Raw genomic sequence first — 25111 nt, 5'->3', positions numbered from 1 at the left:
ATGATTTAACATCAATTAGAATGATGTCTTTAAAATCACATTATTCTGTACCTATTCTGTACCTATTAAAAACAAGAAAGGCTCCACATTTCTGTGAAGCCTTGTCTTTGCTAGTAGCGGGAACTGGACTCGAACCAGTGACCTTCGGGTTATGAGTTTTTGATACTATGCTATCAATTTAACCTAAAAACACTCTAAATCAGCTATTTATATACTATTTAATATAATTTGTCAACATATAATATCAAACAAAACCAACAAATGTTGTACCTATGTTGTACCTAAAATGATTATCTTTATAATCTAATAGTTTTAATATGGCAACGGTAAGAGTAGTTTTGAGAAAAAAGAAGAATAAAGCTGGACGGTTCCCTATTGCTATACGGATAACTAAAGACCGTAAAAGTTCTTTCCTAAATACGGGGCAATATATTGATGAAAAATTTTGGGACGAAAAAAATCGTAACGTTCGGAAGTCCCATCCAAACTCAAAGGTGCTCAATAATTTTATTGTCAGTAAAGTTGCAGAAGCTAATGATAAGGTTTTAAAATCTGAGATGAAACCAGAGTACGAATCAGTTGCAGAAATTAGAAACAAGATAGTAGAAAACAAGGGCTTTGATTTCTTTGTTGTTGCAAATATGCACCTTAATAATCTTAAAAATAGAAATAAACATCATCAATATGATACTGAGTTTGGCCGTTTAAAAAAGTTTAAGGAATTTTTAAATAAGGACGTGCTTCCTTTTAACAAGTTAAATGTTGTCTTACTAAAGAAATTTGAAACCTATTTAATATATAGCAAAAAGCTTTCCCCTAGAACGGTTGTAAACTACCTTATTTTAATCAGAACAATTTATAATCTTGCTATTGCAGAATCTATTACGGACAGAGGGCTATATCCTTTTGGTAAAGGCAAAATGACAATTAGAATTCCTGAATCTCAAAAAATAGGCTTTACTTCAGATGAAATACAAAAGTTAGAAAATGCTCAAGATATTACAGAAGCTCAGCAAAAAGCAATTCATATTTGGCTAATCAGTTTTTATTTTGCTGGTATTCGGGTTGGTGATGTCCTTCAATTAAAGTGGACGGATTTTAATGATGGCAGACTGCTTTATAGAATGAATAAAAATAGTAAACTGGTTTCACTTAAAGTTCCTGAGAAGGCAACTGAAATATTCAATAACTATAAGGATGAATCAGAAAGCAATGGACTAGTGTTTCCTCAATTGAGGGATACAGACCTTAATAATACTGAGGAAATTTCAAAAAGAACACAATCAATCACTCGAAATGTAAACAGAAGATTAAAGATTGCTGCTAAGCAATTGGGAATTAAAAAGAATATCAGTATGCACATCGCAAGACATAGTTTCGGGAATATATCTGGGGATAAAATCCCTATTCAGATGCTGCAAAAATTATATCGTCATTCTTCTGTAACAACTACCATTCGCTATCAAGCAAATTTCATTCACAAAGATGCTGATGATGCTTTGGACAGTGTAATTAATTTTTAAAAAGTAAATTATAATAAAGAGAAATATCGCTCTAGTATTCTAAACCAGTTTTTATCACCTAAAGAAATTAGAATTAGAAAAAAATTTAAAAAGGCATAATTTCTGCAGTTTTCCAGTAAAAAACTGTCTATAGAACGTCAACAACATAATTCTTTGTAATTACCTTATCTAATATCGACCGTACTATTAACAGTTGCTAACTCTGTAATTAGGTATGGCATGAAGTTACATTTACTCGCTCAAAATCTAGAAAAGCAATTATTAGAAATTGAAGAAAAAATCGAGCATCGGTGCCATCGCTTCTGTATGCGATTTAAAGTGTGTTCTTGAAAATTCTTGAAAACGTTTTGCTGTTTCCTTTTTGAATCTAATTCCTATAAAAGTGTCCATATTTCGCCGATTTGTCGCAAAATCTTCCCTAAAAATGGGCGTTTCAAGCCCGTTTGTCGCAAATCGTTGATTGTCAGGAAATTAAAATATATTCAAATCGCTGGTAATCAGCTATTTGAAAACGAAAAGGAATCCGAAACATCGCGTAGCGTGTTACCCTCTTGCTATTCCTTTTCGTCACGCGCAAGCGTGACAAAAATCCATCCAATCTGGTTAAAAAACCGATTGCCATTTTAGGAAAATAATTTTCCGATATGTTATATTTCGATGTGTACGGTTATCGGCGAAAGTCGAAAAGTGGATAACCTTACTTTAATTTGTGTGCTGTATTTCCAGCGATATAAAGATACGTTTTTTTATTGACTTGATATAAATTGCATACAAAAACACCCCTAAACTTTAGAGGTGCTTAAAAACTAACTTTAGGAAATTAGATATTAAAAACGAAGTTGTAAGTGTATAGATTTTTAATCATTTCTTCGTCTATCAATTTATCATAATCTGCTCCAGTTTCGTCAACATATTTCTGAATAGATTCTCCAAAAAGATATATGACGTGTTCTCTAGAAACCTGAAAAAGTTCCTCTTGTTTTTCCATACTCAAATCTTGAAATTTAATATACATCATAGCTTCAAAATTTAGTATTCGCTTGGCAACATCAGCGTGCCATTTACAAAAAACAACCGCAGTTCATCAAGTGGAAAATCGGTAACCCGATAGCCGTGTTTTTCTAGAATATTATCATTGCCATCGCTGTAAATTATTTCAGCTTCATAACCAGAATAATCTTGTTTTTCTTCGGGCAATCTTTTGAAGTCAATGGTAATAAATTCACTTCGGCTCATCAGACTTTTTGCAATTACGGAAGTGTCCGTGATTAACCAAAAACAATCTGCTATATTGGCAAGATATTTTAGTCCGTCTGTAAAACGTGTTCTTAATAATGGGATTTGATAGAACATTTCCGTTCCGTGAAAATGTTGCAATCCTTCCTTAATTTCGTTAACTTGTGCTTTCATTGTACATTTTATTTAAAGTGTGAATAATGAAAAAGAGGGCGCATCTTTCGACTGTTACGCCCTCTTTCATTTTAAGATTTACTTGTCGTCTTTGCTTCCAAGTAATAGAATTTCATCGGCTACAACTTCCGTAACATAGCGTTGTTCGTTATCATCATTTGTATAACTTCGGGTTTTAAGCTTTCCCGATATTCCAACTTCTTTGCCTTTAACAACATACTTCTCTACAATTTCGGCAGTTTTGCCCCAAGCTACTACGGTATGCCAATTCGTGTCCGTTTGCTTGTTGCCTTCTTTGTCCTTGTAATACTCATTTGTTGCTAATGAAAAACGGGCTACTTTCTTTCCGCTTTCAAGGTTCGTAATGGTTGGCTCTTGTCCAACGTTTCCAATTAACTGTACGTGATTTTTAATAGTACTCATAATAAAAAGATTTGTGCCTGCTTTGTTACAGACTGGTTTATATTTCCCCTATTTGATTTAAACTGAATTAAATTTTAAGGGGTGTTTGTTCTTTTCTTCTGTGCACCGCACAATGGATAGAGTGGGTTTTGTCCAGACTTTTTGGGATAAAATCAGGTGTGTTTGCGACGTAGTAAATTCCTTGGAATTTCAAGGAAGTAGAAACCTTATTTTTCACTAAAACTTGTATAGTCTTGACAAGTTCCATAAGGGCATTAGCAATTCTTTTAAACGCAGTTGAGTTTGAGCGTACCGGCAGTTAAGCGATATAAGCAGCTGTGTTTAATTTAGAATTGGTTATGTCGTGCCTGTTTTTCGACGACCCGAAAAACATTGAAGGCTCTATCCATTATAAACCCCTTAAAATGTGTAAGGCAGCGGTTCGGTTTTTAAGGATTTTCGAGTAAGGGCTCAAGAAGACCGCGCCGAAAATACTGTTAAGAAAATCGAAGTGATGACTTTCCAATGAAAAGCGGACTTGATTCACGATTTTGGCTCAGGAATGAAGTGTCCCGTTCCAGCGTAGCGGGAAGGGTTAACGGAATGGAAAGCTGAAATTGGGGATTGTGTCCAAGACTTATGTAGTGAAGCTCTTTTTCCGGAATGTAGCTTTTCGCGAAATGCTGGGGAATGTGCTGATTAAAGAGTTAAGAACCACTATACTTTGTCTCATAAAAGGTCAATTAACAATACTACTAAAAAAGACGGAAAATGAGACTTTAGTTTCTTTACCTCCTATTTTCGTTTACTATAGTCGCATAAAACGACCATTTTATAGAACTATTCAGAGTTTACCGATTTATGTGTAAAATACCTGATATTTAATTTTTAGGGCTTTTGGAGCTATTCTAACTTCTCTAATAAATTGCCAAAAATTTAGTTTTTTGAAATTATTACCGTTATATATTTTTTTTTATAAAATATTGGCAATTAATTTATCAAATTGATTATTCGAATTTTGAAAATAGAAATATTTTTGTTATTTTCGAATCTTAATCTAATCAAAACCCAACATTTTATGGCAAACGTTTTATGGTTACAAGGAGGTGCATGTAGTGGAAACACAATGTCCTTTTTGAACGCTGAAGAACCAACTGTGGTAGAACTTATTACAGATTTCGGGCTTAATATTCTTTGGCATCCAACTACAGGATTACAAATTGGAGATCAAGTACAAGATCTTTTAAAAGATATCTTAGCAGGAAAAGTTCAAATGGATATTCTGGTATATGAAGGTTCCTTAATAAAAGGTCCTAATAATACTGGGACAATGAATTATTTTGCCGATAGACCAATGATGGATTGGATTAAAGAATTATCAAAGGTTGCAGGCTATGTAGTTGCAATTGGAGATTGTGCAACTTGGGGAGGAATTCCCGCTGTAGCGCCAAACCCTAGTGAATCAACTGGTTTACAATTTCATAAGAAAAATAAAGGAGGCTTCTTAGGTCACGACTACGTTTCAAAAGGAGGCTTACCTGTTATAAATATCCCTGGATGCCCAGCGCATCCTGATTGGATAACTCAAATACTCGTAGCAATATCTGTTGGAAGAATAGGTGATGTTTTAATAGATGAATTTCACAGACCAAAAACATTTTTTACAGATTTCGTTCAAGACGGATGTACTAACGTGACTAATTTCGCTCAGAAGGTCGATGGAAACTTTGGAAAACGTGGTGGATGTCTATTCTACGAAGTAGGATGTCGTGGACCAATGACTAGAGCAAGTTGTAATAATATACTTTGGAATCGTCAGTCGAGTAAAACACGTTCTAATCATCCTTGCTTAGGATGCACAGAACCAGGATTTCCACATAATGATTTAATGAAAGGAAGTGTGTTCAAAACGATGAAGCATTTAGGAGTTTTTCCTAAAGAAGTTCCAACAGGAAGAACAAAATTGGCGTATTATATGGAAGCAGGTTTCCAGAAGGTTATGCCTACAAATAAACGTGTAACTGAAACTTCTAAATAAGTAATTAAACTAACTACAAAATGTCAGTAAAAGAATTAAATATATCACCCGTAGGACGTGTTGAAGGAGATTTAGATGTTAAAGTTTATATCGATAACGGAAAAGTAACTCGTGCTCATACCCAGGCAGCAATGTTTAGAGGTTTTGAGAAAATAATGGAAGGTAAAGATCCACAATCTGGTCTTATAGTAACACCGCGTATTTGCGGAATATGTGGAGGGTCACATTTGTATTGTGCATCATCTGCTTTAGATACCGCTTGGGGAACAAAATTATCTCCAAATGCCCTATTATTGAGAGCTATTGGACAAGCCTCTGAAACATTACAGAGTATTCCACGTTGGTTTTATGCCATTTTCGCAACAGATTTGGCGAATAAGAAATATGCTAATCAGCCTTTGTATAAAGAAGTGGTTAAAAGATGGTCGGCTTATGTCGGCGAAACATTTCAAATAGGGTTAACGGCAAGTGGATTGCCTGTTCAAATCTATGCTTTATTTGGTGGGCAGTGGCCACACTCGAGCTATATGGTTCCAGGTGGAGTTATGTGTGCGCCGACCTTAAAAGATATTACACGAGCACATGCTATTTTGGCACAATTTAAAAATGATTGGCTAGAGCCAGTATGGTTAGGTTGTTCGATCGAGCGCTATATGGAAATCAAATCATGGGACGATATGTTAGCATGGGTTGATGAAAATGAGTCTCATAAAAATAGTGATTTAGGATTGCTTATTAGAGCAGGAATCGAATTTGGCTTAGATAAATTTGGTCAAGGAGTAGGTAAATTTTTGGCAACAGGAACATACTTACATAAAGACCGATATAATAATCCAACTATTGAAGGTAGAAATGATGCCTTGATTAGTTCTAGTGGATTTTTCGATGGAGAAAATTATCATGAGTTTGATCATCTTAAAGTAAAAGAAGATGTTTCACATTCTTGGTATGATAATCAAGAAGATGGATTACACCCTTGGGAAGAACCATTACCCACTCCTGCTAAATCACAACCATTACACCATACAGATTTTGATGGACAATATAGTTGGTCAAAGTCACCAAGGTATGATGGACATGCTGCAGAAACAGGCCCTTTGGCCCGTGTTATAATGAATGCAAACCCTAATAATAAGGAACATCAAATTAGAGATCCTTTATTTGGAGATATCATGAAAAAACTAGGACCTAGTGTATTTACACGTGTTTTAGCGAGAGTTCATGAAGCTCCAAGAATATATAAGTTTATAGAGCAATGGCTTTCAGAAATTGACCTCGATGGAGAATTCTATATCAAGCCAGTTGAAAAGGACGGAAAAGGATTCGGAGCAACAGAAGCAGCTCGTGGTGCATTAGCTCACTGGATAGAAATTAAAGATGGTGTTATTAAAAACTATCAAGTAATGGCTCCAACTACATGGAACGTTGGGCCTAATGATGGTCAAGGAAACCCAGGACCAATTGAAAGTGCACTTACAGGTATCGATATCGAAGATCCTAGTGATCCTGTAGAAGTTGGTATTGTTGCAAGATCATTTGATTCCTGTTTGGTTTGTACTGTGCATGCGCACGATCAAAAATCTGGAGTTGAACTATCTCGATTCAAATTATAAATAGATATAAATCAATTATTTATATAAGCTTTCCCGAGGGTGTCTTCGGGAAAGTTTTTTAGTTTAATATAAAGAATAAGAATGAAGACAGCAATAATGGGTTTCGGAAACCCAGTTAGAAGTGATGATGGTATAGGAATGTACGTGATTGAAGAGTTGCAAAAAATTATCGGAGATAATGATACGATAAATATCTTTGATATGGGTACGGCCGCCTTTGAAGTACTTTTTGGTCTTAAAGGGCATACTAAAATTTTGATGGTAGATGCAGTAGTAAATTCCAATGAACCTATTGGTACTTTATTTAAAGTGCCTGCAGAAGAAGTGTTAAGAGCGCCACAAGATGACCCTATGGTATTTTTACATGGTATGAAATGGGATCAAGCACTATCGTATTCTAAAAAAATACTTGGTGATGAATATCCAAAAGATATACAAGTCTATTTAATTGCCGTAGAAAACACTAAATTAGACACAGTACTTAGTGAGGAGGTAAAGCAAGCTGGAGATAAAGTAGTACAGCATATTTTGGAAGATTTAAAATTTGTAAAGGCATAATGGAAGAAGATAATGTTATACTCAAATCTTCGCACGTTTATTTAACCGCGGCGCTCGTAGAACGGGTATTTGAAAGCATACATTATGCATATGTTACTTATGTAGTAAAACAAAAACAACTTTTAATTACTCCTGTTAGTAGTCAATGGTTTGTAAAGGTTCATGAGCCTACACAGTTTTTATTAAAATCTAGAAACTTAAAAGGCGATAGAACATTAGCGATACGGGAGATATTGATAGATAATGATTTAGACACAACAGATAGAATACTCCAGTATGAAATTGTAGAAAGAACGAATCTCATTAAAATAACAATTTGATGCCTAAAAGAAAAGACCCTAAAGACGCTTGGTTATTAGATGCAGAAGTGCGAACTAAGATTGAAGAAATTAAAGGGCGTTGGGAAGTTTCATTGGTATTTGTAAACATTAAAGATCCAAATCAAGTCTTGATACGAAAAATAGGAGATTATAGATCAAAAAGATTGGCTGAAATTTATGCACTTAATATGCAAAAGACAGCTGCAAAAGATATAAGAGGAACACAAAAAGTAGATAAAAGTGCTTACAATTTTAACAAAAACTAATAACGAAACGATTATAAAAAGTATTATTCACTCTATCGATAGATTGAATGAACTTGTAGAAATTGTTACGAATGAAAATTTAGCACAAAGTTCAAATAAAATACTGGTCATTTCTGATAATTTGATTAGCGCTTCTTTAGATTGGAATGACACTGAACCTCCGTATCTATTTCCTGAACTATCGTTTTCTAAAGAGAATCTTTTGGGAATCATCTTTTATAAATTAGGAAATCACCAAAAAGCGTTTGAATTTATTTCAGAAGAAAATCCGGTTTATAATCATTTATTAATTGCGACACATCTACAGTTTGGGTACGATATTACTGAAGATATGTGTGCTTTTGTGGAATTGGGTTCTTTACACAACCGGTGTATCATTGAGCAATATGGCACAATTAAATTACGACGTGACGTTATTGCACTTAAGACTTTATATGCGGAAGCCATTGCAAATGCTCCTAATGATGAACTACGATTATTCACTATTAAACATTTTGTAAATTTTTTATTAGATACGAATGCGTATGCTGAAGCTGAAAAAGTCTTAAGATTAGCTATACCAAGAGCCATATCTTCAGAATCGAAAAATGCTATTAACACTCAGCTGGCGTCCGTGCTGATGGCGCAATTAAAAGTACCATATAACCTAGATAGTTTAGCAGAAATTCAAGAATTACAGCAATCTAGTATTACTTTTTATGAAGAAAGAGAATTAAAAGTGAATGCAGGGTTAATCCTAGTTGATGCTTCGGAAATCGCCAATTTTCAGGAAGATTTTATAGATTCTAAGAACTACATAAATAAAGCTATTTTATATTTTAAAGAAGCAGATATTCCTGAATTTCTGGGTGAAGCTGGATTACGTAAAGCAACGCTTCTATATATATGGTCTAAAAACGGAAGCCCGCAGTATTACAAGCCAGCGATTAACGCCTTTCAAGACACTTTAAAAGTTTTCAAACGTGATACGCATCCTCAGAAATTTGCAGAAATCCATCATAGCTTAGCTCTTATTTATTCTGAAATCCCCGTATCATCGGAAGAAAAACCTATTTGGACAGCCTTTTGTGCATCTTCTTTTAAGGAAGTTTTAGGTTTTTTTACAAAAGAGCAATATCCATATGAATATGCGATGGCAAGTCATAATTATGCAACGGCACTCATGAATTTCCCTGAAGCAAAATTACATAACAATTTAGATAAAGCATTTGGTTTGTTTGAAGATGCACTTACGGTGCGTACTATAAATGAATATCCTTTTGAAAGAGCATTAACACTTTTAAATCAATTGGAATTATACTGGTTAATGCATAATGAGAATGAGAAAGCCGAAAAGAAAAAGTATAATCAAATGGTAGAAAAAGCAACTTCTATTACTGAAATTATAGACGATGAAGATTTAAAAGAACGCGCAAATCAACATTTAAATCAACTTAAGAATTTAAAGACAATTTTAAACTAACAATGCACGAAACTTCGATAATAAATGGTATTATGAGAACTCTAGAACAAGAGTTTGATGCAGAGAAACTCAATACGATGACGGGTATCTATGTGAAAGTAGGAATACTCTCTAATATAGAACCACGTCTTTTATATAATGCATATGAAGCTTCTCACATGATGAATCCAAAATATCAGAATGTAAAATTTCATATAGAGATGGTAGAATTGAAAATTCAATGTGAAAGTTGTGATCATATTACAGATGTAAAAAAGTATCGCTTTCTATGTGATAGTTGCCAAAAGCCTAGTAAAAATATTATTCAAGGTGAAGAAATGTTAATTCATAAAGTAGAATTTGCTGATTAAAAATCAACAGAATTTAAAATTAGAAAATATGAGTATAGATAAATCCACAAAAGCCGCTCGCGGTACGGTACAGTGTGAAAACACCAATATTAATTTATTGAAAGCCAATGATTTTGTTGCAGATATTATCAAAAAAGAAATGGCAAAAACCAAGACGCTTTTGATAAATATTACTTCTTCCGCAGGAAGTGGTAAAACAACATTAATGCAAGAAACTGCTCGACGATTGAAAGATAAGTTGAAAATGGCGGTAATGGTAGGAGACCTAGAGACAGAGCGTGATGCAGAACGCATACGTGAAACAGGCATTCAAGCATTACAAATTGTTACTGGAGGAATTTGTCATTTGGAAGCACAGATGATTCATCAGGTATTGCCTGAGTATCAGCTAGAAGATATAGATTTATTATTCATAGAAAATGTAGGGAACCTTGTTTGTCCTGCATCTTTTGATTTAGGTGAGGATTTTCGAGTAACCCTTATGGCAACAACCGAAGGTGATGATAAACCAAAAAAATATCCAAGAATGTTTTTAACCAGTGATATGATGCTCGTTTCAAAATCAGACTTGTTGCCTTATGTTCCTTTTTCGGTAGAAGCCGTAACAAAAGATGCACACGAGGTAAATCACGAACTTGAAGTGATACAAATTTCGTCTACTAATGGTGAAGGAATGGATGCTTGGTGCGATTGGTTAGTAGAAAAAGTGAATGCTAAAAAAGAAGCATAATCATTGAGTGCAAAGACATTTAAAATACAAATAAAAGGACGTGTTCAAGGAGTAGGTTTTCGTCCTTTTGTATTTAAACTTGCACAACAATTGAATATTAATGGATGCGTGTCTAATGATGCAGAAGGTGTTATTGTTAAAATGACTACTTCAACAGAAAAGGCGATTATATTTTTGGAAACAGTATTAAAAAACCCTCCACCAGTTTCAATTATTAGTAATCATAAATTTGAAGAAGTATCAACTCAAACTTTTAAAGATTTTAGTATTGTCGCTTCAGCAACAAATCAAAAAATAAACATACCACTTACACCGGATTTTGCTATTTGTAATGAATGTAAAAAGGAAATAAAAGATGTTGAAAATAGACGTTACGGTTATCCTTTTACCACCTGTGTAAACTGCGGCCCTAGATATGCGATAACAACCCGATTTCCTTTTGAAAGAGTGCACACATCACTGAGTAATTTTGAAATGTGCACTACTTGCGAAACAGAATATAAAGATCCAAGCAATCGGAGGTTTCATTCGCAAACTAATGGCTGTAATGATTGTGGTATTCGATTAGAGTTAGTTGAAGCTGATGATAGTAAGGTTACTATTGATAAACAAAAGATTCTACAAAAAACTGCTGAGCTTATTGCTGAAGGAAGAATTATTGCGATAAAAAATACAAATGGATATGTGTTGTGTTGTGACGCCACTAATCCCGAAGTTATAGAACAACTAAGACAAAAAAAGAAACGACCAAATAAAGCATTTGCAGTTTTATACGATACTATTGAAAGTGTTCAAAAGGATTTTCAATTAACAGGACAGGAAGAAGAGTTGCTAACAAGTACGGTTGCTCCAATCGTCATTCTAGAAAACACAAAGGAAACACGTATTGCAACAAAAATAATTGCACCAAGTTTAAATCAAACAGGTGTTTTATTGCCTTCATCTTCTCTTTTGGAATTATTGATGGATGTTGTAAAGAGTCCAATAGTATGCACCAGTGGGAATATACATGGCTCTCCAATAATTTCAGAAAATGAAGTTGCTCAAAGTGAATTAAGAGAAATAGCTGACTATTTTGTACATCATAACTTACCCATTCAATTTCCACAAGATGATTCGGTCGTAAAAATTGTTGAAGGAAAAGAAATTATTTTAAGACGTTCGCGTGGTTATGCTCCAAATTATTTAACTGATTATATCCAAAATACTTCAGGTATTCTGGCAATGGGAGCACATTTAAAAAGCACTTTTTCTTTAGTTCCTAATGCTCATATATATGTGAGTCAATATTTCGGGAATTTAAATAGTTATGATGTTTCTGAACGGTATGAGAAAACTATAAATCAGCAGCTGAATGTATTTAATTGTATGCCAAAAACGGTGTTAATTGATGCACATCCAACGTATCAAAGTAGTATCATTGGTAACAAATTAGCAAGAAAATGGAATGCTGAATTGGTAGAGATTCAGCATCATAAGGCACACTTTGCTAGTGTGCTAGGCGAGTATGAGTTATTTGATTCTGAAGAAAGAGTACTCGGTGTGGTTTGGGATGGTACGGGTTATGGAGATGACAATGCTATTTGGGGTGGAGAGTTTTTTACCTATGAAAATCATAAAATAGAGCGTGTTAGCCATTTTGAATACTACGATTGGTTGGCTAATGATAAAATGGCACAAGAACCTCGGATTGCTTTATTGAGCCTCCTTGAAGAAAAAAATAGGTGTTATATTAAGGATAAGTTTTCTGAAATAGAATTCGATCTATATACTAAATTGCTTCGAACCAATAGTTTGAAAACATCTTCAGTTGGTAGATTGTTTGATGCGGTAACTTCAGCATTAGATATTAAAGATATCAATACGTTTGAAGCAGAAGCTCCAATGTTACTCGAAAATAGTGCTATGACTTATTCAAAGAGTTATTATATAGATTTTTTGTACAATGTTGATTATGATATTGTTCCTTCTAAACTAATAATAGAAGCGCTTGTTAAGGCTTATGGCAAAGGGTTTTGCAAAGAAAGGTTAGCATATAGTTTTATATATACTTTGGCTAAAAGTGTTATAAAACTCTCCCAAAAATATAATGCAACTGTTGTTGCTTGTAGTGGTGGTGTTTTTCAGAATTCATTACTGATTTCAATATTGGAAAAAATGACATCTATTGAAAATATTGATTTAAAAATAAATCGTAAATTGTCTGCGAATGATGAGAATATATCATTTGGACAATTGATGTATTATCAACATATTAAAAATTAAAAGAGCGAATTATGTGTTTAGCAATCCCAGGAAAAATAAAAAGTATTGAATTGCAATATGGTGGAGCGGTAAGAATGGCTACAGTGTCTTTTGGTGGCATTACAAAAGAAGCCAGTTTAGAGATGTTACCAGATGCAGGTATAGATGATTATGTCTTGGTTCATGTAGGTGTTGCCATCAGTAAAGTTGATGAAGAAGAAGCTCAGAAAACGTTTAAATATCTTGAAGAATTAGGAGAGATTGGGGAGTTAACAGATGTAGACGAATATTTACCTAAAAAGAACTAGTCATGAAGTATATGTCTGAATATCGCGATCCAGAAGTTGCGAAAGCGTATCTTGAAGAAATAAAAAAAACAGTAACACAACCTTGGTCCATAATGGAGGTTTGTGGCGGACAAACGCATAGTCTTGTTAAAAATGGTATCATCGATATGCTACCAAAAGAAGTGACAATGATTCACGGTCCTGGATGTCCAGTATGTGTAACACCTTTAAATATTATAGATAAAGCCATTCATTTAGCACTAGAAGAAAATGTGATTCTATGTTCCTTTGGGGATATGTTACGTGTACCTGGTTCTAAAAAGAATTTACTCGAGGCAAAAGCCGAGGGCGCGGATATTCGTATTCTATATTCTCCGCTTGAAGCAGTGAGAATAGCAGAGGATAATCCTGATAAAGAAATCGTTTTTTTTGCGGTAGGTTTTGAAACAACTGCTCCAGCAAATGCACTTTCAGTTATTCATGCGCATCGTAAAGAACTTAAGAACTATTCTATTCTAGCGTCTCATGTTTTAGTGCCTCCGGCAATTAAAGCCGTTATTGATGATGAAGAAAGTAAGATAGATGGTTTTTTAGCAGCAGGACATGTATGTACTATTATGGGGAATGCCGAATACCACCCTCTTTCCGCTACTTATAAAGTCCCAATTGTAGTGACTGGTTTTGAACCGTTAGATGTTTTACAAGGTATTTTAATGGTGTTGAAGCAACTTGAAGGGAGTAAGGCACAAGTAGAAAATCAATATTCAAGAATTGTTAAAGAGGAAGGGAATCCTGAAGCACAAAAAATGATTCATAAAGTGTTTGAAATTAAAAACCAAATATGGCGTGGTATAGGTGAAATCCCTGAGAGTGGATATCAAGTCAGACCAGAATATGCAGATTTTGATGCTAATAGGAAATTCAAAATTGAAATTCCTGAAGCACCAGAAAACCCAGATTGTATTTCAGGTCAAATAATGAAAGGATTAAAGAAACCTTTTGAATGTTCTCAGTTTGGTAAAAAATGTAAGCCTACAAATCCTTTGGGTGCACCAATGGTGAGTAGTGAAGGAGCTTGTGCTGCATACTATCACTTTTCTGGGCTTGTAGAGGCCTAGTGTTAAAATCGAAATTATTTAATGTCAGATAAAAAAATACGAATGCAACTGCAATGTCCTATGCCTAAATTGGACTTTGATGTTATAAACTTGGGTCACGGTAGTGGAGGGGTACTTACGAACAAATTATTAGATAGTGGTGTTTTTGATTTACTAAGTAATCCTATTCTTGATGAACGGCACGATGGTGCTATCTTCGAATTAGAGGGAAAAATGGCATTTTCAACCGATAGTTTTTTAGTGTCGCCTATTTTCTTTCCTGGTGGAAATATTGGAGAATTAGCTGTAAATGGAACTGTTAATGACCTCGCGATGTGCGGGGCTATCCCTAAGTATTTATCTCTTAGTTTTATCATAGAAGAAGGATTAAAAGTTACGGAGTTTTGGAAAATATTGGTCGCTATAAAAGGTGCTTGTGAAGAAGCAGGAGTTCAAGTAGTAACGGGTGATACTAAAGTGGTTGAAAAGGGAAAAGGAGATAAAATATTCATTAATACTTCGGGTATTGGAAGCATTCATTCGAAGGCTAAAATCTCATCAAAAAACATAAAAGTAGGAGATAAAATTATTGTGAGTGGTAATATTGCATCTCATGGTATGGCGATTATGTCGGTTAGAGAAGGGCTTGAATTTGACTCTGAAATTTTAAGTGATACGATACATCTTAACCATACTATTAAATCATTACTCGATACTTTTGGCGAACACATTCATTTACTTACTGATCCAACCCGAGGTGGAATAGCAACTGTACTGAAAGAAACTGCCCAATCTATTAATTTAGGATTCGATATTACTCAAAGAGATTTGCCAATTGATAATCAAGTATCTAGTGCATGCGAATTGTTAGGTTTAGACCCTATTTATGTAGCAAATGAAGGACTTTTCATTGCTTTTGTAGATGAGTCGATTGCTGTTGATTTTTTAGAAATGCTTCAAAAAGATGAAAATGGGAAGCACGCTAAAATAATTGGTTCCGCTACTGAAGAACATCCGAGACAGGTTATCATGGAAAGTGCGATTGGAGGTAAACGTGTGGTAAGCATGTTACCAGGAGAACAATTACCTAGAATCTGCTAACTCATGGATTATAAAACATTAGGAGATCAAGTGACAAATGGAAGGTTGTTTAGAGGTTCTGAACAAAGGTCTTTCTTAGCACCTAGAGGTGTTTTTGTTGCAAAAAACAAACTCTTTGTATCAGATACGGGACAAAATAGAGTATTCATTTGGAATACAATTCCTACAACAGAATTTAAAGAACCCGATGTTATTTTAGGTCAAATAGAGGTAGTGGATAGTGGACGAAATTCTGGAGGTGAAGTGACAGCAACTTCATTACAATATCCTTCTGGTCTTTGGAGTGATGGAGAACAATTAATAGTTGCAGATGCCTGGAATCATAGAGTGCTTATATGGCATGCTATTCCTACTTCAAATGCGCAACCAGCAGATGTAGTTCTTGGGCAGCCAGATTTCGACTCTAATTTGCCTAATGTAAAGGGTATAGGAAACGATCCCACTGCGCATACGCTCAATTGGCCGTATGGATTGTTTTCAGATGGTAAAAGCCTTTGGATTGCCGATACTGGCAATCGACGCATCCTATTTTATAATGATATTCCCTCTGAAAATTATACAGCTGCTGACAAAGTAATCGGAAAGCCAACCTTTACAACTCGAGATTATAATAATGATGAACCGATATGGCCATATTCAGTTAAAATAAATGACAAAGGTCAAATGGCCGTTGCTGATACCCAATTCTATCGTGTGTTAGTATGGAATAATAAAGATGATGCATTTTCAAAACCTGCTGATGTTATTATTGGTCAAGATAATTTTGATGCTTGTGGTCAAAATCAATTTAGTTTAGCACCAGAAGCGAATACTTTAAATTGGACCTACGATGCTTGCTTTTATAGAGATGGTATTTTAGTAAACGATACAGGAAATAGTAGAATTTTAAAATTTGATGAAATTCCTAATACCAATAATCCTTTTGCGAAAGCAGTAATAGGCAGAGAAGATTTTAAAACGAGCAGCGATTTTAATGGGAATATGCACGGTACTAAAAGTGCTATTTATTGGCCATTTTCAATTACCACTGCCGGTGATACATTGTTCATAGCGGACACCGGAAATCACAGACTTGTAATCTGTGAACTAAAAGGTTAGATACAACCAATAGAAGCCAATAACTATTGCAAATAGCCCTCCAGCAAAACGAATTCCTTTAAAAAAATTATCATTGTGTTGATGCTTTGAATGCGATGTTAACTTCCCTAAAATCAATGCATATACAGACATTGCTAAAACAGTACCTATTGCAAAGCCGATAATGTATTGTAATCCTTCTAAATTATTTTCAAAACCTAATACGGGTAACAACAACAGGAAATGCGCAACGCCCGCTAATCCATGTAAAAAGCCAATTCCAAAAGAGGAAAGAACATTTTGTTTTACAATTTTATCGTGCACATGTTTATGACCCTCATTATGACTATGCTCATGCGCATGTATATGAACATAGTTTTCGCCTTCATTATGAACATGAGGATGTTGATGTTTTTTTTGCTCATTAAAAATACGATAGAATGCCCAAAACCCAACTCCAATCAAGACAATAGCTACTAACTGCTCACTATATTTTGAAATACTCTCGACTGGAATATATTCCTTGAATAATAAGAACAAAACACCAATTAAAAGCATTCCTACTAAGTGTCCTAAACCCCAAAACAAACCTATTTTCCATGCTTTTCGTTTAGTTTCAATGACTAAAGGGGTAACTGCTGCCAGGTGATCGGGTCCAGAAATAACATGAAGCATTGACGCAAGTGTTCCGGCAAGTAGAGGAATGGTTAATGTCATTTAAAAAGTCTTATAAAGATGACAATTTACTAAAAAAATATTATTCTTGATATTATGAGGAATAAATTTAATTTGACTATTTCTTGTTACTTTTATAAATGGATATGTAATATTTCTAATTTGTTTTAAAGAAATTAAAAAAAGTAGGTGACAGGCTGTATATGTCATAAAACGGCACATAGTCCTATTGTTCAAGCTCTATACCAAAACCTTCTAAAGTCTCATAAAAGGAACGTTTTATGAGACATCAGAAGCTGTTATATAGCTGTTACAGCTTTGTTTAATAGAATTTACTTCTAAAACATATCAAACAATAGAATTTTAAATGGCTTAACGAAAAATAGTAAAATGTTGTACCTATGTTGTACCCAGCACATAAAAAAAGGCCTCACATTTCTGTGAAGCCTTGAATTTACTAGTAGCGGGAACTGGACTCGAACCAGTGACCTTCGGGTTATGAGCCCGACGAGCTACCTACTGCTCTATCCCGCGATATATCGTAATTTCAAAATGTCAAGTTTTTTCGACTTCCCAGCATTTTCACCATCCTCACTGCTGCGCTATCGGATGGCAAATATACAACGGTTTTCAACTTTCGCAAAGGTTTTTTAAAAAAATTATTCGGCAATCCAATTCATCGCTTTTAACCTGTATATATGCTCAAAGCCTTTTACTTCCGCATTCATTATCAAGTCTTTGATTTCCATTGCATTCTGAAACCAATGTATGTCTGTTACCACAGCGATCTTTTTAAACCGACTTGCATGTTGCGTCTTAAATTTAAGATCTTTTATAAGTGCCGAAAAGGAAATATTGTTTCCTGGCTTAATTTCGATAAATAAATTGATGGTTTCATTCTCCTGCAATCGATCATTGATTGCTGCATGGATTTCTTCAATTAATTTTGAATTCACATCGGAATCTATCAAAAACCCAACAACATTTTTAGAAAATTCAAAGGTGGGAATCATTTAAAAAAATTTGTTTGTCCGTAAAATATCCTAAACTTAAACAGGACGTCATTCTGTTCCGATAGCAACCTATCGTGTGGACACAATTATTTAATATTTTAAGGGATTAGCATTAATTTTACTCAAAAAATGAGAAGGGGGTTCACAGGCTTAGGGGATAAACGGTTGGTTTATCGGGGCAACAAGATTTTATCGGACCTGTTCAGCAAGAGCGTCCATTCGATCCGTCAGCTCAGCAGGAACGAATCAGACGCAAAGGCCGTTTACCGTTTTTTGCAGAACGATAGGGTCAGTGAAGGAGATATAGTAGAGAACTTGGTACATAATTGCCAGATGGCTTGTGCGGGCAAATTTGTTGTCTGTATCCAAGATACCACGGAGGTCAACCTAAGCAGCCATGGTAATAGGATCAATAAAGATGGCTTTGTGGGCACGACCAATGCGAAGAATTCCCAGGGACTGGGGTTCTTCATCCACCCAAGTTTGGTCTTGGATGCCGTGAGCGGCACCCCCTACGGCTATTCTGATATAAAGATCTGGAACAGGCCCTTGGAGTTCGCATCAAAGCATGAAAGACAGTACGGCAAGCTGCCCATAGAAGAAAAAGAGTCCTATAAGTGGATAGAAGTTTCCAAAAACACACAGGCCTCGCTAAGGGGCGTGGTAGCGGGAATGGTGATCGTACAAGATAGGGAAGGCGATATCTACGAACAGTTTGCAACCATACCAGATGCACAAACAGATCTATTGATAAGGGCCCGTACGGATAGGACCTTGGCGGATGGGTCAAAATTGTTTAGCTGCCTGGCGGACCAACCCTATCAAGGATCCTATGAGGTACAGGTGGATGCCTGTGCAAAGACCAGAAGAAAAAAAAGGATTGCAAAAATTGAAATCAGATATAAAGAGGTGGAACTTAAAAGGACCAGGGCGGCAAGCAAAGCAGTGGCACCCAGCATAAAACTATACCTGGTAGAGGCCAAAGAGGCGAACCGTACCGGGCCGGACAGGGTGTGCTGGAGGTTGTTGACAAGCCTGCCCATAGAGACTCTGGAAATGGCAGAAATGTGCGTGGAATGGTATAAGTGGAGGTGGACCATAGAAGAGGTGTTCAAGATATTAAAAAAAGAGGGCTACAATATCGAGGCGTCAGAGCTGGAGTATGGGTCATCGGTAAGAAAACTGAGCTTGTTGATAATGGAGGTCATCATCAAACTGTTCTTGATGCGGCTGGCGTATGCGGTACCAGAAGGAGAGATGAGCGCCGATAGCTGTTTCACGGAAGAAGAACAAACGTTTTTAGAGCACCAGATAATAAGACTGGAAGGTAGGACAGAGAAACAAAAAAACCCGTATAAGGAAAAAGGGCTAAAGAGATATGTTTGGGCGATAGCAAGACTTGGCGGATGGAAAGGCTATGAAAGCAAAAGGCATCCGGGCATAACGACCCTATGGATAGGATTGAAATATTTTAAGGCTGCCATGGAAGGGTGGACCATTCATAAAGATGTGTCCACACGATAGGATAGCAACGGAATTGTTTCAGAATCTCATTTCAATGTTAATCAATCCAATATTGAGACCCTGAAATAAATTACCATCGACTTATTTTCATTTATTTGCGTATTATAGACCCTGAACTCATTTCAGGATCTCATTAGAGAATTGAAAAACCACGTCAATTTCCTACGCTAGATATTTTTTTTATCCCAGGTCTCAGGGTGACGAAATACTATTAGGACAAAAAACGAATATACATAAAAAATTAATATACAATAAAATCCTATTGAGAAACCCACTGGATGGCATCCATGCGATCCTTGATTTCATAAGGATGAATGTTGGTATGGACAATAAGATCATTGATGTTCATAACCGCCCTTAGCCAAGAAAGGTCTGTAACAATTGCCAATTTATCTATGTTTTTGGAATTTTCAAACTTGAACTTTAGTTCGTCCATTAAACACTTGAAGGCAATATGTTTTCCATGTGCGATTTCGCAGAAAATATTGATTTCCCCAAATTCTGCAATTTTCTCCAGAATAGTTTCGTGTACAGCTTCCAAATTCCCTTCCTCAATATCTTTATCTATTATAAGCCCAACTACGTGATTGGCAAATTCGAAAGTAGAAATCATAATTAGGGTGTTTAATAAATTTACAATAACTATAAATTTAACAATTAAATTATGATATGATTAATTTTTTAGCTAAAAAATCATTGCTCGATATTTTTAGCATCGAAGGCTTGCAGCATATGATCTTCAAAAATGGCATTTATCCCTATTGGGTTGCAACAAATTTCACAGTCTTCAATATAAGTTTGATGAGCCACAGAGCTATCCAAAAGCATCGTGATGCTTTCCCAACAGTAAGGGCAGGTAAATTCATGCTCCAACATTCAAAATATTTTAAATAAAGAATAACTAAAACTCTAAATTAAGAAGTTGCCCGGTTAATTGCAATACCTGTAATTCGGCAAACTTAGCATCGTATTTTGCCAAATTCTTGTTGGTTTGCGCATTCAATAAATTAATTTGTGCCTGTCGGAATTCTATGGAAGATATCTGGCCCAGCTTAAATTGCTCTTGAGACCTATTAAAATTATCTTCATTGGTTAGGACATTCTTCTCCTGGACTTTATAGATATATTTCTTGTTTTGATAGTTTCCCCAAGAATTTGCTATATCCCGCTGTACTTCCAAGATCAACTGCTCTTTTAGATATTGTTGATTCTCTAGTCTAATTTGAGCATTTTTAATATTGGTAATTGTACTTCCCCCATCAAATAAGTTCCAGTTTAAGTTTAGTCCCGCAGAATATCCAGTAGAAGTATTTGTTTGCACAAAAGATGTAGATGGAAGATTGCTATTGTTCCAGCCATACGAGCCCGTAAGTCCTAAGGTGGGGAGATATCCAGATTTAGAAACCTTGATATCATAGTCTGAAATCAACAAATTGCTTTCTGCCTGTAAAAGGCTAACGTTATTTAAATTTGAAGTTTTTATAAATTCTTCCAATTCAATTTCAGACAAAAAATTAATTGTCGTGTCTATCGCAACAGATTGAAGCTCCTTTTCTGGTTCATTCAATATCACAAGCAGATCCCTTTTTGTGTTTTCCAGCTGCTGTTGTGTATTTAACAATGCGATGCTATCATTATTCACATCTACTTCAGCATTCAAAATTCCCAGTCTTGAGGTTTGCCCATAATCAAATTGATATTGGGCCCTTGTAATTCGCTGTTTGGATATTTCCAAAGTTTCATTTAACACGCTCACATTCTCTGTTAATCGAGCCACTTCAAAATAAACACTTAATAATTGCAGAATCGTATTCTCTATGGTTTCCCTCGCCTCTAGTTCGGTTAACTTATATTGCTCTTTTAACTGCTTGTAGTTGTATAACCTACCTAGGCCGTCAAATAGCGTATAATTTAAGTTAAGGGAGGCGTTGTATCGCTTGGTCTCGGCTCCTGTTAAATTTTGAGATTCCCCACCCCGAAGTTGTGCTTGAATATTCTCAATATTATAATTTGTTCCTGCGTTTGCCGATAAACTTGGTAGATAACCGGAATTCAAAAGGCTTTGATTATTATCGGCTATATCAATTAAATTTCGAGATCGCTTAATACCATAGTTGTTTTCCAAGGTTTTTATGATCGCTTCATCCTTGGTTAACACTTTATTTTGTGCAAAACCAATTCCGCAGAAAAAAATTATAAAAATGAATAGCGTTTTAGTGATGTGCTTCATGAACTTCCTTTTCTTTTTGTTCTTTAATAGCCCTTTCAACTTCTTCATTCTCAACTTTTTTCCCGGTGGCCAACCATATACTCCCTACTTTAATATTATTACTGATAGAAAGAAATAAGGGCAGTAATACTAATGTAAGTACAGTTGCAATCCCAATTCCGTAAGCTATGGAAATTGCCATAGGTTTTAAAAATTGTGCTTGTCTGCTCTTTTCGAAAATCAAGGGAGCTAATCCCGCAATTGTGGTAATGGAGGTTAAAAATATTGCTCTAAACCTGGAACGGCCCGCTTCATAGAGCGCCTTTTCAAACTTCATCCCTTCCACCAAAAAGCTATTGAACTTGCCTATAAAAACCAATCCATCATTTACCATGATCCCAATTAGGGCAATAATCCCTAAAGCTGAAAGCACATTTATTGGAAACCCATGGATCCAGTGTCCCCATGCTACCCCAATTACGCTAAAAGGGATCATGAGCATCAATAACAAGGGTTGACTGTAACTTCTAAAAGTAAAAGCGATGGTTGCATAAATTAAAAACAATACAATTGGCAATACCTTGTTGGCAGAACTACTAAGCTTGCCAGCTTCGCGATTTTGGCCTTCATAGGAAACAGATAATGAAGGATATTGTGCGAGAATATCCGGCATTATATTATCCTGAATATCCTGTAGAATATCTGTTGCAGATCCGTTTGGATCTTCCATATCTGCTGTTACCCTTATTTCCCTTTTCCCATCTAAATGGCTTATAGATTCGGTGCCACGAACGATCTCGTAAGTTGCGATTTCCCTAAAAGGGACACGATTTCCAGAAGGAGTGAGCAACCTATAATCATCTAATTGGGTAATAGACGACCTAGCTTCCAGGTCATACCGAACCCACACCCTAATTTCATCCTGTCCTCGTTGAAACCTTTGTGCTTGCGCCCCAAAAAACGCATTTCTAATTTGCCTCATCACGCTGTTAAGATCCAGCCCCAAAGCATATGCATTGTTCTTTAATTTTATATCGATTTCCTTGATCCCTTTCGGGTCGCTATCTGTAACATCCTTAAGCAAAGAGTTATCTTCTAAAGTGGCTTTAAGCTCTTCCTTGGCAGCCTCCAATTCAGAAATATTATTTCCAAGTAACGACACTGAAACGGGACTTCCCCCAAAATTTCCTCCAGAACCAAATGTGAGGCTTTCCACTCCAAACACTGGCCCTACTTCCTCCCTAATGGAGTTTGTGATTTCCGGGGAACCAAAATCGCGTTCTTCTCCCGGCAAAAGGTTAACCTGTAGGGAAGCCTTATTGTTGCCTGGCCCCACTTGTTTTATTATGTTTTCCACCACTTGTTTATTTCCGGATTGCCTAGAAGTATAGTCCTCATTTACCCTCCATGCAGCCGCTTCTACCATACTTATAATAGAATCTGTTTTAGCAGGGTTCGTGCCCTCGGCCATTAAAAGATCTATGGAAACCCTATCACTGGCAATACTCGGGAACAAAGTAACCCGTATCCAACCCCCTCCAATGGCGCCTATGGTAAGGATAAGAAACACCAATAAAATAGAGAAACTCAATATCTGCTGCTTTAATACAAATTTAAGTATCGGGCTATAGGTCTTATCTCGTAAGTAGGACATTATTTTATCTCCTGTCCTATTGAAGCCTCTTAATTTGTTGAAGACTTTGGCCATTCCCTTTTTATTCTCCCTTCCATTCCCTGTATCTCTTTTTAGGGCCTTGGAATGTGCAATATGGGCAGGAAGAATAATTAAAGCTTCTACCAAGGAAACGGTCAAGGTTAGGATAACAACTGTGGAAACCTCGCCAAAGTATTCTCCAATCCTACTGTCCAGGAATAAGAAGGTCCCAAATGCCAAGACGGTAGTTATAATTGCCGAAATAATTGGCGGCACCACTTCCATGGTTCCATCTATCGCAGCTTTTACCGGGGTTTTCCCCATTTCGTAATGCTGATAAATGTTTTCTGAAATCACAATCCCATCATCCACCAAAATCCCAATAACGATGATCATCCCAAAAAGGGACAGCACATTTATGGTAACCCCAAATTGTTGGGCGAAAATGAACATGCCCAAAAAGGCAACCGGCAATCCAAAAGCTACCCAAAAAGCCAATCTGGTATTCAGAAAAAAGGATAAAAAGAAGAGTACCAGCAAGATTCCAATAAAGCCATTTTCCAATAACAGCAAGGTTCGCTGATTCAAGGTAATTGACGAATCGCTTACTACATCGAGCCTAACATTGGTGTTTTTCTCATTAAAATCCTCAATATATTCATGAACTTTTTCTGCCGTAGAAACAAGGTCTTCGCTGTTTGTATTGCTTATTTGAATATTTACGGAATTGTTGCCGTTAAAATACGTAGCATTGGGAGTTTCAGAAAAACGATCCCTAATCTCTGCGATATCCCCCAAACGAACTGTTTGCCCGGATGTGCTGGCACGTACCACTAGGTCGTTTAAAGCATCGCCATAATAAGAGCGGTTATTTGCTCTTATCAAATAATCCTCGGCGTTGGTTTTTATGGTTCCCCCAGTAGAAAGAATATTGGCATTTGCCACAGTGGCAGCTACTTCCTCGAACGTAAGGTTATACGCCAAAAGGTCTTCTTGGCTAACAGCTATTTCAATTTCCTCATCAGGATATCCTGAAATACTAATTTGGGAAATTCCGTCTATCGCTCGGAGGTCATTTTCTATTTGCTGACTTATTTGCTTTAAAGTAGCCAGCGGAATATTCTCCCCACTAACGGCAAAACTAATTGTGGGCCTTATTTGCTCTTGCTTTGCAACCACCAAAGGTTCCATTCCCGAAGGAAAATTTGGTACCCTATCTACTGCATTTTTAACTTCCGCAAGCAGGGCATCGATATTTTCCCCTTTTTCGATTTCCACGGTTATAGATCCACCACTTTCCCGGGCTGTGGAGGTTACCCGGTCTATCCCTACCAAACCTTTTAAATTATCTTCGATCTTAAGGATAATCCCCTCTTCTATCTCTTCTGGGGAAGAACCTGGATAGGCAACATTTATGGTAATGATTTTTGAATCCACCAAAGGAAAAAAGGAAGATTTCATATTTAAAACGCCTATGACCCCAAAAATCACAAAAGCAAAGATCACGACATTTACGGCAACTTCAAACTTTATAAAATAACTGATGATTTTTCTCACA

Annotated in this window: 24 protein-coding genes, 1 tRNA gene and 1 pseudogene; 15 read left to right on the top strand and 11 right to left on the bottom strand. The window is 35.9% G+C overall.

Translation table 11 applies throughout. The features are described from left to right. Positions 1-317: 317 nt before the first annotated feature. Positions 318-1523, top strand: coding sequence for a site-specific integrase (locus JM83_RS10095; protein ID WP_144961753.1), 1206 nt, complete (start codon positions 318-320; stop codon positions 1521-1523). Positions 1524-1793: 270 nt separating this feature from the next. Here JM83_RS10095 and JM83_RS19720 read toward each other — a convergent pair. From JM83_RS19720 to JM83_RS10080, 4 genes and pseudogenes are all read right to left on the bottom strand, one after another. Continuing rightward, positions 1794-1913, bottom strand: a pseudogene (locus JM83_RS19720) (BfmA/BtgA family mobilization protein); the annotation flags it as partial. A gap of 430 nt (positions 1914-2343) precedes the next feature. Further along, positions 2344-2541, bottom strand: a complete 198-nt coding sequence (locus JM83_RS10090; RefSeq protein ID WP_034260969.1) for a hypothetical protein — start codon at positions 2539-2541, stop codon at positions 2344-2346. A gap of 11 nt (positions 2542-2552) precedes the next feature. Then, positions 2553-2933: a DUF6876 family protein gene (locus JM83_RS10085; RefSeq protein WP_034260967.1), complete on the bottom strand. Its 381-nt coding sequence runs from the start codon at positions 2931-2933 to the stop codon at positions 2553-2555. Positions 2934-3011: 78 nt separating this feature from the next. Beyond that, a complete protein-coding gene (locus JM83_RS10080) occupies positions 3012-3356 on the bottom strand; it encodes a single-stranded DNA-binding protein (RefSeq protein WP_026813265.1) in 345 nt (114 codons plus the stop codon). Between the two features lie 997 nt (positions 3357-4353). Here JM83_RS10080 and JM83_RS10075 point away from each other — a divergent pair. The 13 genes from JM83_RS10075 to JM83_RS10015 all read left to right on the top strand — a co-directional run bounded on the left by JM83_RS10075 (position 4354) and on the right by JM83_RS10015 (position 16499). Further along, positions 4354-5373, top strand: coding sequence for a hypothetical protein (locus JM83_RS10075; protein WP_201770363.1), 1020 nt, complete (start codon positions 4354-4356; stop codon positions 5371-5373). Between the two features lie 20 nt (positions 5374-5393). Beyond that, the gene (locus JM83_RS10070) at positions 5394-6986 is read left to right on the top strand and encodes a nickel-dependent hydrogenase large subunit (protein ID WP_034260964.1); all 1593 of its coding nucleotides are present in this window, start codon (positions 5394-5396) and stop codon (positions 6984-6986) included. Between the two features lie 81 nt (positions 6987-7067). Then, complete coding sequence (locus JM83_RS10065; protein ID WP_144961751.1) at positions 7068-7544, top strand: hydrogenase maturation protease; 477 nt, start codon at positions 7068-7070, stop codon at positions 7542-7544. Beyond that, positions 7544-7864, top strand: a complete 321-nt coding sequence (locus JM83_RS10060) for a hypothetical protein (RefSeq protein WP_144961749.1) — start codon at positions 7544-7546, stop codon at positions 7862-7864. Before JM83_RS10065 ends, JM83_RS10060 begins: the two co-directional genes overlap by 1 nt. Further along, complete coding sequence (locus tag JM83_RS10055; RefSeq protein WP_144961747.1) at positions 7864-8130, top strand: hypothetical protein; 267 nt, start codon at positions 7864-7866, stop codon at positions 8128-8130. Before JM83_RS10060 ends, JM83_RS10055 begins: the two co-directional genes overlap by 1 nt. Beyond that, complete coding sequence (locus JM83_RS10050) at positions 8105-9592, top strand: hypothetical protein (protein WP_144961745.1); 1488 nt, start codon at positions 8105-8107, stop codon at positions 9590-9592. The genes JM83_RS10055 and JM83_RS10050 overlap by 26 nt, the downstream gene beginning before the upstream one ends. A gap of 2 nt (positions 9593-9594) precedes the next feature. Continuing rightward, entirely contained in the window at positions 9595-9942 is a 348-nt protein-coding gene (locus JM83_RS10045; protein WP_144961743.1) for a hydrogenase maturation nickel metallochaperone HypA, read from the top strand. A gap of 28 nt (positions 9943-9970) precedes the next feature. Continuing rightward, positions 9971-10672, top strand: coding sequence for a hydrogenase nickel incorporation protein HypB (gene hypB / locus JM83_RS10040; protein WP_144961741.1), 702 nt, complete (start codon positions 9971-9973; stop codon positions 10670-10672). 3 nt (positions 10673-10675) lie between these two features. After that, positions 10676-12937 carry a carbamoyltransferase HypF gene (hypF, locus tag JM83_RS10035; protein ID WP_144961739.1) on the top strand — a complete coding sequence of 754 codons (2262 nt, stop codon included), beginning with the start codon at positions 10676-10678 and terminating at the stop codon, positions 12935-12937. Positions 12938-12948: 11 nt separating this feature from the next. Then, a complete protein-coding gene (locus JM83_RS10030) occupies positions 12949-13224 on the top strand; it encodes a HypC/HybG/HupF family hydrogenase formation chaperone (RefSeq protein ID WP_144961738.1) in 276 nt (91 codons plus the stop codon). A 2-nt stretch (positions 13225-13226) separates the two neighbouring features. Then, positions 13227-14321, top strand: a complete 1095-nt coding sequence (gene hypD, locus JM83_RS10025) for a hydrogenase formation protein HypD (protein ID WP_144961736.1) — start codon at positions 13227-13229, stop codon at positions 14319-14321. 21 nt (positions 14322-14342) lie between these two features. Beyond that, positions 14343-15401, top strand: coding sequence for a hydrogenase expression/formation protein HypE (gene hypE, locus JM83_RS10020; RefSeq protein WP_261376428.1), 1059 nt, complete (start codon positions 14343-14345; stop codon positions 15399-15401). Positions 15402-15404: 3 nt separating this feature from the next. Further along, positions 15405-16499 (top strand): hypothetical protein, encoded by a 1095-nt coding sequence (locus tag JM83_RS10015; RefSeq protein WP_144961734.1) that lies wholly within the window; start codon positions 15405-15407, stop codon positions 16497-16499. Here the strand turns inward: JM83_RS10015 and JM83_RS10010 are convergent. The 3 genes from JM83_RS10010 to JM83_RS10000 all read right to left on the bottom strand — a co-directional run bounded on the left by JM83_RS10010 (position 16488) and on the right by JM83_RS10000 (position 18166). Beyond that, complete coding sequence (locus JM83_RS10010) at positions 16488-17195, bottom strand: sulfite exporter TauE/SafE family protein (RefSeq protein ID WP_034260944.1); 708 nt, start codon at positions 17193-17195, stop codon at positions 16488-16490. The genes JM83_RS10015 and JM83_RS10010 overlap by 12 nt on opposite strands. A 419-nt stretch (positions 17196-17614) precedes the next feature. Further along, positions 17615-17687 (bottom strand) — tRNA-Met (locus JM83_RS10005). A 125-nt stretch (positions 17688-17812) separates the two neighbouring features. Then, entirely contained in the window at positions 17813-18166 is a 354-nt protein-coding gene (locus JM83_RS10000) for an STAS/SEC14 domain-containing protein (RefSeq protein ID WP_144961732.1), read from the bottom strand. A gap of 129 nt (positions 18167-18295) precedes the next feature. On the opposite strand from JM83_RS10000, the gene JM83_RS09995 reads away from it, so the two are divergent. Then, positions 18296-19690 carry an IS4 family transposase gene (locus tag JM83_RS09995; RefSeq protein WP_144959452.1) on the top strand — a complete coding sequence of 465 codons (1395 nt, stop codon included), beginning with the start codon at positions 18296-18298 and terminating at the stop codon, positions 19688-19690. A gap of 259 nt (positions 19691-19949) precedes the next feature. Here the strand turns inward: JM83_RS09995 and JM83_RS09990 are convergent, their stop codons facing one another. From JM83_RS09990 to JM83_RS09975, 4 genes are all read right to left on the bottom strand, one after another. Then, positions 19950-20303, bottom strand: coding sequence for an STAS/SEC14 domain-containing protein (locus JM83_RS09990; RefSeq protein ID WP_144961730.1), 354 nt, complete (start codon positions 20301-20303; stop codon positions 19950-19952). A gap of 80 nt (positions 20304-20383) precedes the next feature. Then, positions 20384-20566: a CPXCG motif-containing cysteine-rich protein gene (locus JM83_RS09985; protein ID WP_144961728.1), complete on the bottom strand. Its 183-nt coding sequence runs from the start codon at positions 20564-20566 to the stop codon at positions 20384-20386. A gap of 25 nt (positions 20567-20591) precedes the next feature. Then, positions 20592-21920 (bottom strand): TolC family protein, encoded by a 1329-nt coding sequence (locus JM83_RS09980; RefSeq protein WP_144963734.1) that lies wholly within the window; start codon positions 21918-21920, stop codon positions 20592-20594. Then, entirely contained in the window at positions 21904-25110 is a 3207-nt protein-coding gene (locus JM83_RS09975) for an efflux RND transporter permease subunit (RefSeq protein ID WP_144961727.1), read from the bottom strand. The genes JM83_RS09980 and JM83_RS09975 overlap by 17 nt, the downstream gene beginning before the upstream one ends. Position 25111: the final 1 nt, after the last annotated feature.

The organism is Gillisia sp. Hel_I_86, assembly GCF_007827275.1.
GTDB lineage: Bacteria > Bacteroidota > Bacteroidia > Flavobacteriales > Flavobacteriaceae > Gillisia.
Note: the sequence above shows the minus strand (reverse complement) of the source record. Positions and strands in the feature narration are given on the sequence as shown.

Coding starts and splice junctions, on each gene's coding strand:
- JM83_RS10095 (WP_144961753.1), top strand. CDS start 318: ATGGCAACGGTAAGAGTAGTTTTGAGAAAAAAGAAGAATAAAGCTGGA.
- JM83_RS10090 (WP_034260969.1), bottom strand. CDS start 2,541: ATGATGTATATTAAATTTCAAGATTTGAGTATGGAAAAACAAGAGGAA.
- JM83_RS10085 (WP_034260967.1), bottom strand. CDS start 2,933: ATGAAAGCACAAGTTAACGAAATTAAGGAAGGATTGCAACATTTTCAC.
- JM83_RS10080 (WP_026813265.1), bottom strand. CDS start 3,356: ATGAGTACTATTAAAAATCACGTACAGTTAATTGGAAACGTTGGACAA.
- JM83_RS10070 (WP_034260964.1), top strand. CDS start 5,394: ATGTCAGTAAAAGAATTAAATATATCACCCGTAGGACGTGTTGAAGGA.
- JM83_RS10065 (WP_144961751.1), top strand. CDS start 7,068: ATGAAGACAGCAATAATGGGTTTCGGAAACCCAGTTAGAAGTGATGAT.
- JM83_RS10060 (WP_144961749.1), top strand. CDS start 7,544: ATGGAAGAAGATAATGTTATACTCAAATCTTCGCACGTTTATTTAACC.
- JM83_RS10055 (WP_144961747.1), top strand. CDS start 7,864: ATGCCTAAAAGAAAAGACCCTAAAGACGCTTGGTTATTAGATGCAGAA.
- JM83_RS10045 (WP_144961743.1), top strand. CDS start 9,595: ATGCACGAAACTTCGATAATAAATGGTATTATGAGAACTCTAGAACAA.
- hypB (WP_144961741.1), top strand. CDS start 9,971: ATGAGTATAGATAAATCCACAAAAGCCGCTCGCGGTACGGTACAGTGT.
- JM83_RS10030 (WP_144961738.1), top strand. CDS start 12,949: ATGTGTTTAGCAATCCCAGGAAAAATAAAAAGTATTGAATTGCAATAT.
- hypD (WP_144961736.1), top strand. CDS start 13,227: ATGAAGTATATGTCTGAATATCGCGATCCAGAAGTTGCGAAAGCGTAT.
- hypE (WP_261376428.1), top strand. CDS start 14,343: ATGTCAGATAAAAAAATACGAATGCAACTGCAATGTCCTATGCCTAAA.
- JM83_RS10015 (WP_144961734.1), top strand. CDS start 15,405: ATGGATTATAAAACATTAGGAGATCAAGTGACAAATGGAAGGTTGTTT.
- JM83_RS10010 (WP_034260944.1), bottom strand. CDS start 17,195: ATGACATTAACCATTCCTCTACTTGCCGGAACACTTGCGTCAATGCTT.
- JM83_RS10000 (WP_144961732.1), bottom strand. CDS start 18,166: ATGATTCCCACCTTTGAATTTTCTAAAAATGTTGTTGGGTTTTTGATA.
- JM83_RS09995 (WP_144959452.1), top strand. CDS start 18,296: ATGAGAAGGGGGTTCACAGGCTTAGGGGATAAACGGTTGGTTTATCGG.
- JM83_RS09990 (WP_144961730.1), bottom strand. CDS start 20,303: ATGATTTCTACTTTCGAATTTGCCAATCACGTAGTTGGGCTTATAATA.
- JM83_RS09985 (WP_144961728.1), bottom strand. CDS start 20,566: ATGTTGGAGCATGAATTTACCTGCCCTTACTGTTGGGAAAGCATCACG.
- JM83_RS09980 (WP_144963734.1), bottom strand. CDS start 21,920: ATGAAGCACATCACTAAAACGCTATTCATTTTTATAATTTTTTTCTGC.